This window comes from Paenibacillus sp. NPDC057967 (assembly GCF_042887015.1).
Taxonomy (GTDB): Bacteria; Bacillota; Bacilli; order Paenibacillales; family Paenibacillaceae; genus Pristimantibacillus.
Genome location: NZ_JBHVQB010000001.1, coordinates 952,541 through 967,647, shown reverse-complemented (window position 1 = coordinate 967,647; position 15,107 = coordinate 952,541). Strand labels below are relative to the sequence as shown.

General features: G+C 44.2%; 13 protein-coding genes. 8 read left to right on the top strand and 5 right to left on the bottom strand.

What is annotated here, in order from left to right; translation table 11 throughout:
• Nucleotides 1-122: 122 nt before the first annotated feature.
• The 6 genes from ACFVSO_RS04195 to ACFVSO_RS04170 all read left to right on the top strand — a co-directional run bounded on the left by ACFVSO_RS04195 (nt 123) and on the right by ACFVSO_RS04170 (nt 7,814).
• Nucleotides 123-2,150 carry a serine hydrolase domain-containing protein gene (locus ACFVSO_RS04195; RefSeq protein WP_387470557.1) on the top strand — a complete coding sequence of 676 codons (2,028 nt, stop codon included), beginning with the start codon at nt 123-125 and terminating at the stop codon, nt 2,148-2,150.
• 293 nt (nt 2,151-2,443) lie between these two features.
• On the top strand, nt 2,444-2,677 hold the full coding sequence (locus ACFVSO_RS04190; protein WP_387470387.1) for a hypothetical protein: 234 nt from the start codon (nt 2,444-2,446) through the stop codon (nt 2,675-2,677).
• 1,640 nt (nt 2,678-4,317) lie between these two features.
• Entirely contained in the window at nt 4,318-4,872 is a 555-nt protein-coding gene (locus ACFVSO_RS04185; RefSeq protein WP_387470385.1) for a hypothetical protein, read from the top strand.
• 15 nt (nt 4,873-4,887) lie between these two features.
• On the top strand, nt 4,888-5,718 hold the full coding sequence (locus ACFVSO_RS04180) for a S8 family peptidase (protein ID WP_387470383.1): 831 nt from the start codon (nt 4,888-4,890) through the stop codon (nt 5,716-5,718).
• 480 nt (nt 5,719-6,198) lie between these two features.
• Nucleotides 6,199-6,588 carry a hypothetical protein gene (locus tag ACFVSO_RS04175; protein WP_387470381.1) on the top strand — a complete coding sequence of 130 codons (390 nt, stop codon included), beginning with the start codon at nt 6,199-6,201 and terminating at the stop codon, nt 6,586-6,588.
• Nucleotides 6,589-6,941: 353 nt separating this feature from the next.
• Nucleotides 6,942-7,814, top strand: a complete 873-nt coding sequence (locus ACFVSO_RS04170; protein WP_387470379.1) for a stalk domain-containing protein — start codon at nt 6,942-6,944, stop codon at nt 7,812-7,814.
• A 73-nt stretch (nt 7,815-7,887) separates the two neighbouring features.
• On the opposite strand, the gene ACFVSO_RS04165 is transcribed toward ACFVSO_RS04170, so the two are convergent.
• From ACFVSO_RS04165 to ACFVSO_RS04150, 4 genes are all read right to left on the bottom strand, one after another.
• Entirely contained in the window at nt 7,888-10,164 is a 2,277-nt protein-coding gene (locus tag ACFVSO_RS04165) for a preprotein translocase subunit SecA (protein ID WP_387470377.1), read from the bottom strand.
• 39 nt (nt 10,165-10,203) lie between these two features.
• Nucleotides 10,204-10,911 carry an ABC transporter permease subunit gene (locus tag ACFVSO_RS04160; RefSeq protein WP_387470375.1) on the bottom strand — a complete coding sequence of 236 codons (708 nt, stop codon included), beginning with the start codon at nt 10,909-10,911 and terminating at the stop codon, nt 10,204-10,206.
• Entirely contained in the window at nt 10,908-11,753 is an 846-nt protein-coding gene (locus ACFVSO_RS04155) for an ABC transporter ATP-binding protein (RefSeq protein ID WP_387470374.1), read from the bottom strand. Before ACFVSO_RS04155 ends, ACFVSO_RS04160 begins: the two co-directional genes overlap by 4 nt.
• 110 nt (nt 11,754-11,863) lie before the next feature.
• The gene (locus ACFVSO_RS04150; RefSeq protein WP_387470373.1) at nt 11,864-12,823 is read right to left on the bottom strand and encodes a LytTR family transcriptional regulator DNA-binding domain-containing protein; all 960 of its coding nucleotides are present in this window, start codon (nt 12,821-12,823) and stop codon (nt 11,864-11,866) included.
• A 186-nt stretch (nt 12,824-13,009) separates the two neighbouring features.
• On the opposite strand from ACFVSO_RS04150, the gene ACFVSO_RS04145 reads away from it, so the two are divergent.
• Entirely contained in the window at nt 13,010-13,990 is a 981-nt protein-coding gene (locus ACFVSO_RS04145) for a sigma-70 family RNA polymerase sigma factor (protein WP_387470372.1), read from the top strand.
• 74 nt (nt 13,991-14,064) lie between these two features.
• A complete protein-coding gene (locus ACFVSO_RS04140) occupies nt 14,065-14,487 on the top strand; it encodes a VOC family protein (protein ID WP_387470371.1) in 423 nt (140 codons plus the stop codon).
• Between the two features lie 87 nt (nt 14,488-14,574).
• On the opposite strand, the gene ACFVSO_RS04135 is transcribed toward ACFVSO_RS04140, so the two are convergent.
• Nucleotides 14,575-15,000 (bottom strand): VOC family protein, encoded by a 426-nt coding sequence (locus ACFVSO_RS04135; RefSeq protein ID WP_387470369.1) that lies wholly within the window; start codon nt 14,998-15,000, stop codon nt 14,575-14,577.
• Nucleotides 15,001-15,107: the final 107 nt, after the last annotated feature.

Here is a 15,107-nt window from a genome sequence, read left to right as displayed (position 1 = left end):
TGAGCTTTCTACGACAGGTGTTTAAGAATACTCGCTTGACCTTCCTGATATTACTAGCTTTCTGTTTTCTGCTAACCTCTTGTGATGGAGTCAATACACCAGTAGAGACGCAGAATTCGACGATGGCGCCGAATACGTCCGAGGTGACCGATCCGAATGAAGCTGCGATCAACTACGAAGAAACCCGGAAAGTTGCAAGGGAGAAGGCTGAGCTTCTCACGAAAGTATACGACACGAACAGTGTGCAGTACGCCATTATCGATCAAGGCCATATTGTCGTGTCTGGCCAAACTGGGAAGAATGATGAGCAAGGACAGAGGCCGCTCACGAAAGACACGATGTATGGGACAGGCTCGGTCAGCAAAATATTCACCACGGTTGCCGTCATGCAGTTGGTCGACCTGGGGAAAATCGATCTCGATACGCCGGTCGTCCAGTATATCCCCGAGTTTACGATGAAAGATGAGCGTTATAAGCAGATTACGCCGCGTATGCTGTTAAATCACTCTTCCGGTCTGAACGGAACATCGGCGACAAATATCTATCTATTCGAAGATAACGATACTTACGCCCACGACATACTTCTGACGCAACTGGCCGGACAGACCTTGAAGGCGGACCCGGGCGCATTCTCGGTATACTGCAATGACGGATTTACGCTGGCTGAGATTCTGGTCGAGTATGTCAGCGGTATGGACTTTACCTCTTATATCCATCGATATATTACGGAGCCTCTTGGTATGACCCATACGGTGACGCCGCTCGATTCTCCGAATACGGCCGAGATGGCGGGACTCTATTATCCTGCCTATACCGGACAACTTCCCAACCAAACAACCAACACAATAGGATCTGGGGGCATCTATTCCACTGCAGAGGACTTGGTTCGATTCTCGCAACTATTTACAGGGGGAGCAGTACAAATATTGGCCGGCCAATCAGCTGAAGCCATGACCCAGAACGAATACAAGACGTCTTTGTGGCCTGATGATGCGGATAACTCAATAGAATACGGTCTTGGCTGGGACAGTGTTAATCTGTATCCCTTCAGCGAATATGGGATGAAGGCGCTGGCCAAAGGCGGGGCCACGATTCTCTATCAAGCGTCACTCGTTGTGCTTCCCCAGCAGGATATAGCGGCAGCTGTCGTCTCTTCTGGCGGATCCGGCGTATACAACCAGCTTCTGGCGAACGAGATCCTGCTTCAGGCGCTGAAGGAGAAAGGGACAATAGCCGAGTTCAAGACTGAGAAGTCGTATGGCGTGCCGGTAAAGGCCGATATGCCGAAGTCCATGCTCCAGTATGCGGGGATCTATGGCTCGTCCGATGCAACGATGAATATTAATATTACGGAAAGCGGCCTTATGTCGGTCACTCCGGAGCAGCCGACCAATAATCAGGCCCAGTCCTATAGATATACGTCGGACGGCACGTTCCGGAGTGGGGACGGAAGTGTGAGGGCCAGCTTCGTAACGGAGGAGAACGGCCGCACCTATTTCCAGGTTAACTCATATTCTTCGCTGCCGGGCCTTGGGCAGACAGCCTATTCTATGTACTCTGCCGAGAAGCTTCAGCCTGGGGCTCTTCCGTCAGAGGTAACAGAGGCATGGAGTAGGCGCGATGGCAAAAGGTATTATTTGCTGAATGAGAAGTATACGTCGTTCGTTTATTTGGTGCAGATGTCCTATCAATTGAATGTGTCCAAACAATTGCGGGGGTATGTTTTGGATAAACGTATAACAGGCCCCAATACGGCAATCTCCGAATTGCAAATTCCGGGAGTGAATGGACGGGATCTCTCAGGTTTAACTTTTTTTACGGAGGAAGGCGTTGAGTATCTGGAACAACGTGGAATGATCTTAGTGAGTGAGGATTATGTAAAGCCCTTGAATGTCGCTACGAAGTCAATCATTACCATTCCAGAGAGCGGATTCGCCGAGTGGTATACGATAAGCGAGAAAGACGCGGGCAAAAACGTTAAGGTGAGCATGCCCTCGAACGCCTCCTTCGCCGTCTATGATGCGAATGCCAAATGCATCTACTTCAGTATCATTGAAGACAAGGATCAGGTTGCGTTGCCTGCGGGAGGATCTATTGTTTTCGCAGGAGATATCGGTACGCAGTTTGAAGTTTCCGTCGTTCCCGTATGATCAGACGCACGTTAGTGAAAATGACGATCTGGAACAGTGTGGTCGTATTTTGCTTGCTCTTTATGCTGGGGGGAAGCATTATATGGGCTAGCGCGTTATAAAGTTTATTCAGACATTGACCGTTTGCTAGTGTTTAGTATTGATTTTTTGTCAATGTACTGACTTGAGCCTCCAAGGAATCGATCTTCCAGTCCAACGACTTATCCACCGATGAGCGTTAATCTCTGATCGTAATGGGTTTCCTGAGAGGAAGTAACAGAAACAATTGGTTGACGCCGAGCCGTGCGAAGTTGGTGGATACACGTGATGACGCACCATATACTGGCCTGGAGCGCTATTCGATCCGGTCGCAGCATATTTCGGGTGCGTCCCACTACTTCTGGAAGGACGCGCTGCTCGATGACGGCTCATGGAAGTTGCTGGAACAGCTCCGCGAGCGCTTCGCATCTCTGCCGAAGAAAGAGGAAATCATCGTCTCCTGCGGCTATGTCAGCTTAGCAACGCCTAACGTTCTGGATATTCTATAGAAGTAGAGTAGTATATTCGGCTAATGTAACTTGGAGCAAGCACTTGGATGGAGTTAAAATTACAAGGTAACAACTCTCGTTCTCTGAAAGTTCATTTCAAAGTGGGTGTTCAGCAACGATATACAATGAAGGTAGTTTTTTTATATTTTAAATAACTATCTCCCTTGTTTGTTACATAGCAACTAGTACCGCTTCACAACCAAGTACAAACTTATAAAGCGAGTCAATTATTACATAACGACGTGGCTTGTAGATATATGAATGAACTAAATATTGAAACCCGCAAACAATCTTTCGGAAAATACTAAACAACTTTGCACGTTCAACATCTACTAAATATGGAATAATAAAGATGTTAATAAAAATATTACTTGGTGGTGATGCTAATGGCTTTTGTCATCCTATAATAACATTATGGGATGTTAAGAAAGGTTATTAATTGAGCAGGATAACACAAGTTTAGTAACAAAAGGAAATTCTTGCACTATCTGTCCCAACGAATACAGATAAGTTCTCTTCAACATTCTTTATTTCATCTCGAATAATTGTTTACTGAAAGTTCATACTCAACTAAAAAGATTTCCGCATTTATTTTAATTATCCAAATAGTAAAAAAGCTCAACCATTACAATATCTTATGGCGATGGTATAATTGAACCAATAAATAATCTGCGGAAGCCAATGGGTAAAAGAAAATTTTTTTAAAATTATGGATGAAGGGATGAGATTTATTGAGAAAGCTATTGTTATGCGTAATCTGTTTGTTTGTCTCGACAGTCTATACGGGAACAATTTTTGCTTCCAGCACTTCCAGCCAATCTCCTTTAGTTAAGCCTGTTGAGGAGAGGAAGAGTTTATCGATAGAAGAGAAGATTAGTGACCTGATGACATTAGGCGTTTCATATAAGGACGCAGTATGTAAATTATAGAGTATTTCCATTTGATTTAGTACATGCAGCAGCAGGATATTATAAGTAATAATATTGATTCAATGATGAATGCGCTCCCATTAATGAATACACAAAAATAATAGAATCGCCTCAGTTGGTACTTCATCAAGGCGGACACGATTTTTAAGACGCTCTCATTTTTATAGAAATGGATTGAAGTGGTGACTTTGGTTAGAGCATGCGGCTGACTCAAGTTGAAAGTAGATGAAGTTTTGAATTGTGCGATTCAGCGGCATTCATGACTTCGAGGTGTATCGTCTGGATAAATCCTCCTTTTCCAGGATACTTAGCAGATTATAGGTGGACAGTTCGACATATTGAACGAACTACAGAAATTAGGTATGCATAAACGGAACAACATCAAGATTAGAAATCCATCCAATACAAACAGAGTAGATTTGTAACTGCTTAGGTCTCCTAAGGAAAATCTGGGAGACCTTTTTTCAATATAAGGAGTAGTTTTACGGGCTTTTGGGAATAAATAGGTCATTATATGAAGCTATCTCTAGTCGTAATCTTTTACTTGAGATCATATCCGAAGAGAGACTCCATGTGATATCGCTCTATTGATTTAGGTTCGACAGGGTATTGGTTGCGTTTTATTGAAAATTATAAATGTAAAACAAGTCGAACGAGTCTTTTTAGACGAAAGTAGTAATTACATTACTTGTGACAAGGGGATTTGTCTATATGAAAAATGCACATCTTGCTGCTGCTATATTGGTCTTATTATTCCTGGTCTCTTGCTCGAATTCAATTAAAGAACCAATCGACAGTAATGGTATGGATAATAATATAGAGCAAACTATACATAAAGAGTTAATATCTCAATTAAATTCAGAAGTGAAATTACCTGAAATTGTATATTCAAAGGATACAGAATTAGGTTTGTTTTCTTACTTTACATTCTTTTCATCTGGTACAAAGTTTGAAGGTATTGTTTCTTTTAATGATAGTGAAGGAACGACTGTGAGAAAACTCGCATACGGAGAAATAGATGAGAAAATCCCAGTTACCCGTATTCAACTATCTATTACAAATAATGATAGTGAAGTTCGAATGATTGGAGGACAAATTAATAACCCAGTGATTAGTTCTATATTGTTATCTTTTTTTAATGGCACGCTAGTAAAAGTTTATAAATTTGATTCTAATAGTTATGCTTATGTTGATACAGACAATAGCGGTGGCCTAAGCCAAATACAAGGTTTTAACGAGGAAGATGAGTTGATTTTTGAAAATTAATTAGGTGATTAATGTATGATAAGAAAAGTACTTTATGGTTGGCCTCTTGAAAATATTAATGGAATAAATCGCTTTCCTCTGCATGCTAGTTCTAGTGTCATTGGAATAATAGATAGTGGTGTTTATACTACAAATATATATTTAATTAATCAAAAAATACAAAATATCCCACTAGATAGTAACTCGGAAAAATGGGCAAGTAATTTACATGGAACCATGGTTGCTGGCATAATTGCGACAAATGGGGATGGAGTTCAAACTCCTGGAGGATACTTACCTAATGTTGAAATAATTTCAATACAAACAGGCTCAGATGCTGGAATGAGTCATAACCAAATGGCAAGAGCTATTAATCTTGCAGTGGCACATGGGGTAGAAGTAATTAATATTAGTCAAGGAAGTCCAGACTACAGTTCCGAAGTAGAATTTGCTATTAATAACGCTCTTTCAAAAGGGATAGTTATCGTTGCTTCATCGGGGAATGACGGGAAGAATATCAATGATTACCCTGCAAGATTTGATGATGTTATTGCAGTTTCTGCTTTAGATAAAAACAATAACCCTACAAGCTATACAAATATAGAACCAACAAATATTTTTGCCCCAGGCGAATACTTAATGACAACAGGGAGAAAGTCAGAAGATCATATAGCTTGGTTTAGAGGCTCTTCTGCTGCAACCCCGATAGTAGCATCGATTTGTGCGGTAATTAAGCAAAACAAGCCCGAATGGAATTCAAAAATGGTAAAAGAGTCATTGCTTCTTCTCTCAGATAAGCATACTATTAATACAAATGTGAATATACTAAATGTAGGAAATGTATTTAACTATTTATCAATAGATTAACGCTGACTGCCGACTAAAGTTGGTTTAGGTTTTACCTAGAGACTTGCTAGTTGTTGTTTGATATTATATTTGACTGGCGTGTGAATAAATTTCTATTCTCTCTCGTCGGTCTGTTTTTGGTGTTTTCTCCTCAAATTGATAGGATGCCAAATGTGTTCCTTATTCTCTCGTACTCTAAACCAATGAGTTAGCGAATTATAAAGTTTTGTAAGGCGTAGATGGGGGAAAATATGTATTTTTCGGAGTACATCGCTTATGTGGAGATGTACTCTTTTGTTTTGTTCAGAGGTGCCGAAATGCGTTGACGCGGGTTTGGGGGCTGTGACAGGTTGTGAGAATGCAACCTGCTGCAGTCCTTTTTTGGGCTTTAGGTTCCCTTATTTTATATTATTTTGTATAATGTATTTGATTTACTATTTTTTTCATCATAGAGAGCGCTGACTTCTTTACGATTAAACATCGCAGAGAGGGGGTGAAATAATGAAAAAAGTAATAGTATTAGTCCTCATCGCTATGCTAGCCTTCTCCAGCTCGGCCTCTGCCGCGTATACTGCGGAATCACAAGAGACTAGGTATGGGCAAATCAATCACTCAAAATATTACTATGAAGTGTCTATTTCGGGACAACCGAATACTCAGGCGACTGTCACTTTGATGTACAAAGGACCTGCAGGGCAACGCGAACCTGTCTACGGTTCTGAAGTTACCGTCACGCTTGACGCCAGCGGAAGCGCTATAATCTATAGTCCCGATCTTTATTGCTGTACTCCAATTGCTTCTAATCCTTACTCTAGTCCTGTAGTCGTACAAGCCCAATTCCAGGGCAACTATGGTAGCGTTAACTGGTTTTATTTGCATGCTAGATATTAGGATTGTTGTTGCATCGAACGAGGTATAAGGGCTGCAACAGGCTGCTGAGAGGCAGACTGTTGCAGCCTTTTTTTGTGCCAAATGGTTTATTGGCAAAGATAATCGGGATAAAGTGAGCGATCATTAAACGATTAACAAGCTGCAATTTGGCATAGCCTTGAAGCATCTCCGTCATGCTAGTGAAGCTTAGGAACTATATAATACTTCCTTTTAAACTTTAATAGGATTATTGTCATGATTCAATAGACTCACATTTCAATTGATTGATAGTAAAATATGGTGTAAAATAGGCATTGCTTCTTAATTTAGGTGAAGCTAGCGAATATTTGATACATAGAATAGGAGAGTTGTACATGTTAAAAAGCTGGAAGCGCACAACTGCAGTAACAATCCTGTCTTTGATCGTAATGATCGCGGCCTCGTTGACGGCACTAGCGGCAGGGGAACGAACGTTTGAGACGGTAAGCGGAGCAAAAGTAAAGATTAGCAATATTATCGAGACACGTCAGATCGAGGACGTTGGATATGGCGAGACGATGTACGTTGTACAGGCTCCGGTTAAGATTACATTCGAAGGGGAACTGTTGACTGAAGAGACTTGGGTTGCTAAATGGGAAGATGAAGAAAGTCTGGAGTACGTAGAGATCGTGAATAATTCGGTCACGTTGACGGATCCGGTAGAGTACGGCATTTTTCCTGCCTTCAAAGGCGAGAACAGGTCGGATAACAAGCCGATCCTGCTGCTTGTCGTCGACGGCAAACAGCCTGTCGATACAAGTAAGGAAACGGAGTCGCTGATGGCCAAGCCGGCATCCGCGAAGGTAGTGGTGAACGGTAAAGAAGTGGTATTTGAAGCGTATAATATAAATGGCAACAACTACTTTAAGCTGCGCGACTTGGCAATGGCGTTAAACGGATCAGAGAAAAGCTTCGCTGTGGATTGGGATTCCAAAGCAAACGCAATCAGTTTGAAATCCGCTACCAAGTATACGCCTGTCGGTAATGAGCTCGCCTTATCCGAAAGTTCAACACCTCAAAAGGCAGCCGAGACTTCCTCGACCATTTTCTTGGACGGTAAAGAAGTGACGTTTGTAGCGTACAAAATCAACGGCAACAACTACTTTAAACTCAGAGACGTGGCTCAAGCTTTTAACATTGGCGTTAACTGGATTCAGGAAACGAAAACGATTGGCATTGATACAAGCGCGGACTACAAAGAAGAATAGGCTGCAGCATGAGCGGACATTGCCTCGCAAGAGGCAGTGTCCTTTTATATGCGCAGATCATAGTCGGTCTATACTAATATTTCTCCCACCCGAATACCGGTCTAAGAAACTTGCGAAGATAATAGGCCAATACAGTCAGTGGAGTCCATGAGCTGCGCTGGTTCTCGAGGTATTGATCATTGATAATATAAGTCCGAGTGGAAGTAGGGCTCCTCAGACCGAACTCTTCCCACTTCGCAGGATCATTGGAGCCTGCGAGCCTTACAAGCATATTCGCCGACTCACTATTTATTTTAGCCGGAATTTGCTCGTATGCTTGGGTGATTTGCATATGGAATTCGTCGATGGGATTGCGGCTAGCAAGGCTCTCTAAGTGGATGCCTTCGCGAACGTAAGAAACATATGCCAGATGGTCAGCCCAGATCTCGTCGATATAAAAAAGCCGCACCCGCTGCTCCGAAGGACTCATCGGCTGCTCGCCTTTCAAAATCTCGAGCCGCTCCTCGTATAGAATTCGCCTCTGATCCTCCACCATATCCGAATAACCATTCAGTTCCTTGCGGATCTGGAAGTTTTGGGCCATAGCAACGCGTTGAATATGCGAGATTTTGCTGAGGATTGCTGGCTCAACAAGCATCTCATCTTGCCTAAGACCGCGAACCCATTTATCGATGCCGAACTGAAGCAACAACTCGTCCTCCAAGCTTACGAAAAATACGGAAGAACCCGGATCGCCTTGACGGCCGGAACGACCGCGCAGCTGGTTATCGATCCGCAGGCTTTCGTTCACATGTGTACCAATCACGTACAACCCGCCCAGCTTGGCGACAATTTCTGCTTGCGTGGGGTTGCCGCCGCCGAGCCGAATGTCGACGCCTCGTCCGGCCATATTCGTAGACACCGTCACGGCGCTGATTTCTCCCGCTTTAGCGATGATCTCGGCTTCTTTCGCGTCGTTTTTTGCATTCAGAACTTGGCAAGGCACGTTGGCGACCGCTAGCGCCTCCGCCAGCAGGTCAGACTCCTCGACACTTGACGTACCAATGAGAATCGGACGTCCCGTCGCATGGACGGACGAGATTTCTTGTACAAGCGCCTTAAGTTTGGCCGCTTTATGGGTATAAATCCGGAGCGGATGGTCAATCCGGATGTTTGGCCGGTTCGGAGGGATTTGCACGACCTGCAGCTCATAAATATCATCAAATTCTATTGCGGAAGTGTGCGCAGTAGCCGTCATTCCGCAAGCCTTCGGATATAAGCTAAGGAAGTGTTGAAGGGTAATCGTCCCGAGAATTTTCCCTCCGGATTTTGACTGGAGCCCTTCTTTGGCCGTAAGCGCGGCTTGCAGCCCGTCCGGCAAATGCCTGTTCTCCGCCACGCGTCCGGTATATTCGTCGATTAGCTCGATTTTCTCGTCCCGTACGATGTAATCGACGTCTCTTTTTAATAGCACTTCCACATGCAGCGCGCAATTTAATGACGATAACAAATGGCTATTATGACTTTCGTACAAATTGCCGCATCCAAGCAGTGATTCCACTTTTGCTGAGCCAGCTTCATTCAAATAAGCGTTCCGCTTGGACTCGTCGAAGTCGTAATGCTCAAGTGGATTGAGCTGCCGAGCGACATCTGCAAAATGAATGCCGTCGTTGCTCGAAAAATCCGACTCGCCGGCGATGACTAGCGGGACCCGCGCTTCGTCGAGAAGCAGTGAATCCGCTTCGTCAACGATGACGTAGCGGAAAGGACGATGTACGGTATCGGCTACGTCTAGTGCAATCGTGTCGCGCAAATAATCAAATCCCGCCTCTTTAGCCGTAACATAAGTTATATCCTTGGCATACGCTTCCCGTTTCTCGAGCAGGCTCATACCCGTTTGAACCGAGTTTACCGATAACCCGAGAAAACGATAAATTGGGCCCATCCAATCCGCGTCTCGCTTTGCCAAATAATCGTTGAAAGTCAGCACATGAACGCCTTCGCCGGTCAGCGCATTTAGATAAGCAGGCATAACAGCAGAGAGTGTTTTTCCTTCACCGGTATGCTGCTCGACCAGAAGTCTCTCGTGCAGAGCAATGGCGGCCATGATCTGGACATCATAAGGCTGTAAACCGAGCTTTCTCTTCGCTGCCTCGCAGATTAGCGCATAGGCATCGACAAGCAGCTCGTCCAAAGACGTACCCGAGATTGCTTCCTTTTTCAACCGGAGAGATTCCGTTTGCAGCTGCCCATCGTTCCATGCTACCAAATTCCGTTTTCGGATGAGCTCTACTTTGTCTTGATAGACATTCAGCTTATTTTGGGCAACGCTGTCTTTGAATTTTTGCATCAGCTTGACGGCTATACTCATCGGAATTAGATCTCCCCTCGGTAGAAATACACGATTCTATTACTCATCCTTTAACCGTCGTTGATACAAAACAACAGATACAATCGTAAATACAACCGTCCATGCCAAAATAATGAGGAGGGGCTTTAATAAGTCTACCGTCGTAAAGCCTGTGCGCAGCTCCAGCAACTGCACAAGTTGAATGCTTGGCGTATAATCCAGCAATTTGAGAATCGGATAATCGCCAAATAGCAACGGTGCAACTGGAGGCGCAGTAAATATCAGCGCTGCAGGAATGATAGATAATGAGGCTTCAAGCACCGTCTTGGAGAATAAGCCGCATATCGTCCCGACGGCGATGTATAGAATAATCGAAAGAATGACTGCCGCCATAACCGCCCACAGACTAGCTGGCTCATAGCCCAATATATATGTAGCAATAGCCAGAGCGACAGCAGACATCACAAAGACTAAAGCGCTTTTACCGATTAAAACATCCATGGTCGTGGCAGGAGTCATCATTAATGTTCGTAAAGTGTTGCGTTCCTTTTCTTCCGCGATCAAGCATGCTTGTACTAAACACGTTAGCAACACAAGCGAAATATTAAGAAGAAAACCGATTGCTCCAGGCAGAGAAGGGCCTGCACTACGAAATAGAAAGGCGAAGAGAATGGGAACAATCAAACAAATAGATATCGCATAGTTACGTGAAAACTCTTTGTAATCCTTCACAAATATCGCCCTGGCACGTTTCAATGAGATACTCATAGCAACTCACTTCCTGTCATTTGAATAAAAATATCACCTAGGCTTGGCTCTTTCGTGGCCAGTCGATCAATTAACCCGCGCTTCATCCAATCGGCAATTTGATTAGCCGTTCCCTCAGTGATCGGAAGCTCGTATGCTTCTCCATTGATTAATTCAACACGAACGACGTTATCCCGGTGCAGTTTTTTTAGCTCCCTCGGCGAGCCGAGGGTTTGGATTTGTCCACGATACAAAATCGCTACACGATTACATAGCAATTCTGCCTCAGCCATATCATGCGTAGTTAAAAAAATCGTCGTTCCTTTCTCATTTAAGTAGCGCAAGCCTTTATGAATATGTGCGGAGTTTACTGGATCTAAAGCCGAGGTAGGCTCATCTAAAAATAAAAGCTCAGGCTCATGGATAATCGCGCATGCCAGCATGACACGCTGACGCATCCCTTTCGATAAGCGATGGACTTTCTTTTTGCGCTCTCCGCTTAAGTTAACAAACTGCAGCACCTTGTCGATCGAAGATTTAGGAAGCCCATATAATTGGCGAAATAGCTCTAGATTTTCCTCTATCGATAATCTCTCATATAGACCGCTGTTATCGGTCAATATGCCAAAGCGCATCCTTTGTGCAGACTGATGCATCATCTCTGCTGGCTGATTAAATACACTTGCCTGTCCACTTGTCGGATTTAACTGCGCAGTTAGAATCTTTATTAATGTTGTTTTCCCTGAACCGCTCGGACCGAGAAAACCAAAAATTTCTCCTTTCGGAATCGAAAAAGACACATCTCCCAATGCATCCTTATTTCCAAAGCTTTTTCGAACATGTTCGACCTGGATAACAGCCATTCACACCACATCCTTAAGTTGATCGCTTAAGTATATAGAGATTGCATGTCTCCAGCTATCAAAACCCGCCGAAATGTAGCTGTTTTCGCCTGAACTGTACCATTCAGTGCTTAATTGGTTCGACAATTTCCCCGGAAATTAATGTGAAGCAGCTCTTTTAATTCCTGCAATTTGTAGCGAGATAAGGGAACCACGATTTCTTTGCCTGTATTTAATCGCAAGCTGTAGCTATTCTTCGTCCATGTAATAATTTCTCTTACTTTTTGCAGATTTACGATGTAGGATCGATGACATCTAAAAAAACCGGAATTTAATAATCTCTGCTCGAGCTCGGTTAGCGTCAAAGCACAGTCATAATTTTCACCATCCACATGAATATGGATCGAGCCATTGATACTTTCTATATAATCGATTTCAGGAGGATTAAATAAAATGACTTTGTCCTTTCTTTTCGCAGATATCTTCTGCAAGGTGATATTGGCCTCATCTTGTTTCTGTACTTGCTTATCCTCTTCCGAGTCCCGAATATCCAATTGATGACAGCCCCGTTCGTTCAATCGATAAATCGCATCACAGGAAATCATAGCATCCTCTAAATTCGAAGTTAAAATTAAAAGCTGCTTTTCCTTCAACAGGTCATCTAAAATCCGTTTAAATAGACGACGATCTTGCTCTTCCAAGTAAAAATAGGGCTCCTCCAGTACAAGAGTAGGCTGATGCGCAAAAAAGACGCGCAGCAGTGTCACATACATTCTTTTTGATGAACTGAGATTCTTAATTTTGATCTTCCGTACGTCCTTCAAATCAAAATAATCCATTAATGGAGCGACACGCTCATGCCTCTCTGTTACCTGGATTAGAAATTGGATGAGCTCTTCCACCGTTAAACGTATATACTCGTTTTGATCGGCTCGAAATAAATAATAACGGGAATGATCCGCTAATTGATTCATTAGAAGCTGCTTTCTCTTCAAGTCCGTTATAATGCCAATCGATTGATTCGATGTCATATGCAATTCAAACTTCGGTAGAAACAATTCTCCATTTTCATATATGGGTTGAAATTGCATGGCCGTCCTCCTAGTCAGTTCCACTATAGGATATATGAAACAATTATAAGGTTGGGATAAGTATTTGTCAGTTTCAATTGAAACATATAACGGTATGCACTCCGGTGACAAGAACGGGCAACAGATAGAGGATAGGGGTATGCTATAATATGGAAGATTTAAAGCGCAAAAGGAGGAGACGTGAACATGAGCTGGACGCATGGAGAGATAGACATAATCGAAGAGCTGCGTCCCGAACTTATCGGCTATTGTTATCGAATGATGGGGTCCATCTTCGAGGCGGAAGACGCGGTGCAGGATGCAACGATCCGCATATGGCAGAGCTGGGACCAGATTCGTCAGGATGCATCGCGCAAAGCTTGGATCTATCGGATTGCCACGAATGTTTGCTTAGATCGGCTAAGGAGCGCGAAGCGCCGGGCGCTTCCGATGGATCTCTCTGAACCTGCCGCCCTGATAACAGAACCCAAGGACAGCTTGTCCAGAGCTTCTTGGATATGGCCGGCTCCCGATTCCGTCGGCAATCCGGTTGATATCGTGGTTAACAGGGAGACCATTCGATTATCGTTTATTGCGATCTTGCAAAAGCTGCCGCCCCGTCAACGTGCCGTATTGATCCTGCATGATGTTTTCCGCTGGCCGGCCAATCAGACCGCGGATGCAATGGGGATGACCGCGGCAGCCGTCAACAGCGCTTTGCAACGGGCACGGGCGACGTTAGCTCATGCCAATCTCCGGTCTGATGCTCTGCAAGAGCTGGACGGCGAAGCAGATCAAGCTCTACTTGCACGCTACGTTGAAGCTTTCGAACAGTACGACATCGATGCGTTATTGTCGCTATTCCACGAGAACAGCAGCTTGTCGATGCCGCCTTTTGTGATGTGGGTTAGCGGCAGACCGAATATGTCGTCGTTCTATGACATCACGAGCAGCCATTGTTCGGGCTCCCGGCTGCTGCCGATCCGGGCGAACGGCAATTGTCCTGCTTATGCGCAGTATATGCCAAGCGGACATGACGGATTATTGGTTCCGTGGGCTATTCATGTTCTTGAGATACAAGAGGGGAAGATCGCGCATCTCCATCATTTCATCGATTCCGATTTATTTGGCCAGTTTGGTTTGCCGGACTTTTTAGACACCAATACGGATTTCGCAACGTACCGATGATTTTTCCGCGGCTAGATCGTCTATATAGATGAAAGTGAAAATAGATGATTTTCAAACCCAAGGAGGAACAATCGATGACCGTAAAACTTACCCCTTACATTACTTTGAATGGAAACACCAAGGAAGCCATTCGCTTCTATGAACAAGCAGTTGGAGCAGAAGTTCTTTCCATCATGACCTATGGAGACATGCCAGAAATGCCTGATACGTTCACCGACGATCTCAAGGACCATGTGGCACATGCCAAGCTGCGAATCGGCGACTCCGAACTCATGTTTTCGGATGCTCCCGGCGGTTCGACGATTGAAGCCAGCAAACTGGTTACGATCTGTATCACGACGAACGATGTGGAACAATCCAAACGAATATATGAAGCCTTGCGCCAAGGCGGACAAGTCAATATGCCGTTCAATGAAGAACCGTTCAGCCCTGGATTTGGCGATGTAACGGATAAATTCGGCGTGACTTTTCAAATTTATACGGAAATTGAAAGCTAAATCAACAAAACGAGGAAAAGAAAAGGGCCATTCCGCAAAGGATGGCCCTTATGCTTGCTGTTGCTGCGCGGGTAGTCGTAGTGCCGCTTAGTTTCTTTCGGTGAAAATTTGAAAGGTAACGCCAAACCGATCCGTGATCATACCGTAGGCGGGGCTGAAGTAGAGTGGTTGCAGGGGCAAGAGCACCTTTCCTTCTGAACGCAACGCATCGTAAATGCGTTCCGCTTCTGATACTTCCTTTACAGTAAGGCAGATATTGACCTGGTCTCCACGCTCCAATGGCTGATTGGGTTCTGAATCACTGACATACAGTTCAGAGCCGCCGACAACCATGACGGAATGGGCAATTCTTTTCTTCATTTCTTCGGTCATCGCCGAAGTGTCGCTTTCCTCCGGAATGTCCCCGAATGTTTGTTTGAACACGACTTGCGCGCCGAGAGCCTGCTCATAAAATCGGATTGCTTCATTGGCATGGCCATCGAGCATGATAAAAGGGGTGAATTTCACATTCATTTTGCTTCAACTCCTTATCGTTTTGATGTAGTACTGGACTCATCTTCGATTGTATCGGATAATAGTGACAAATTACGTCATGGTTATTTTGTTTTTTTACAAGCGGG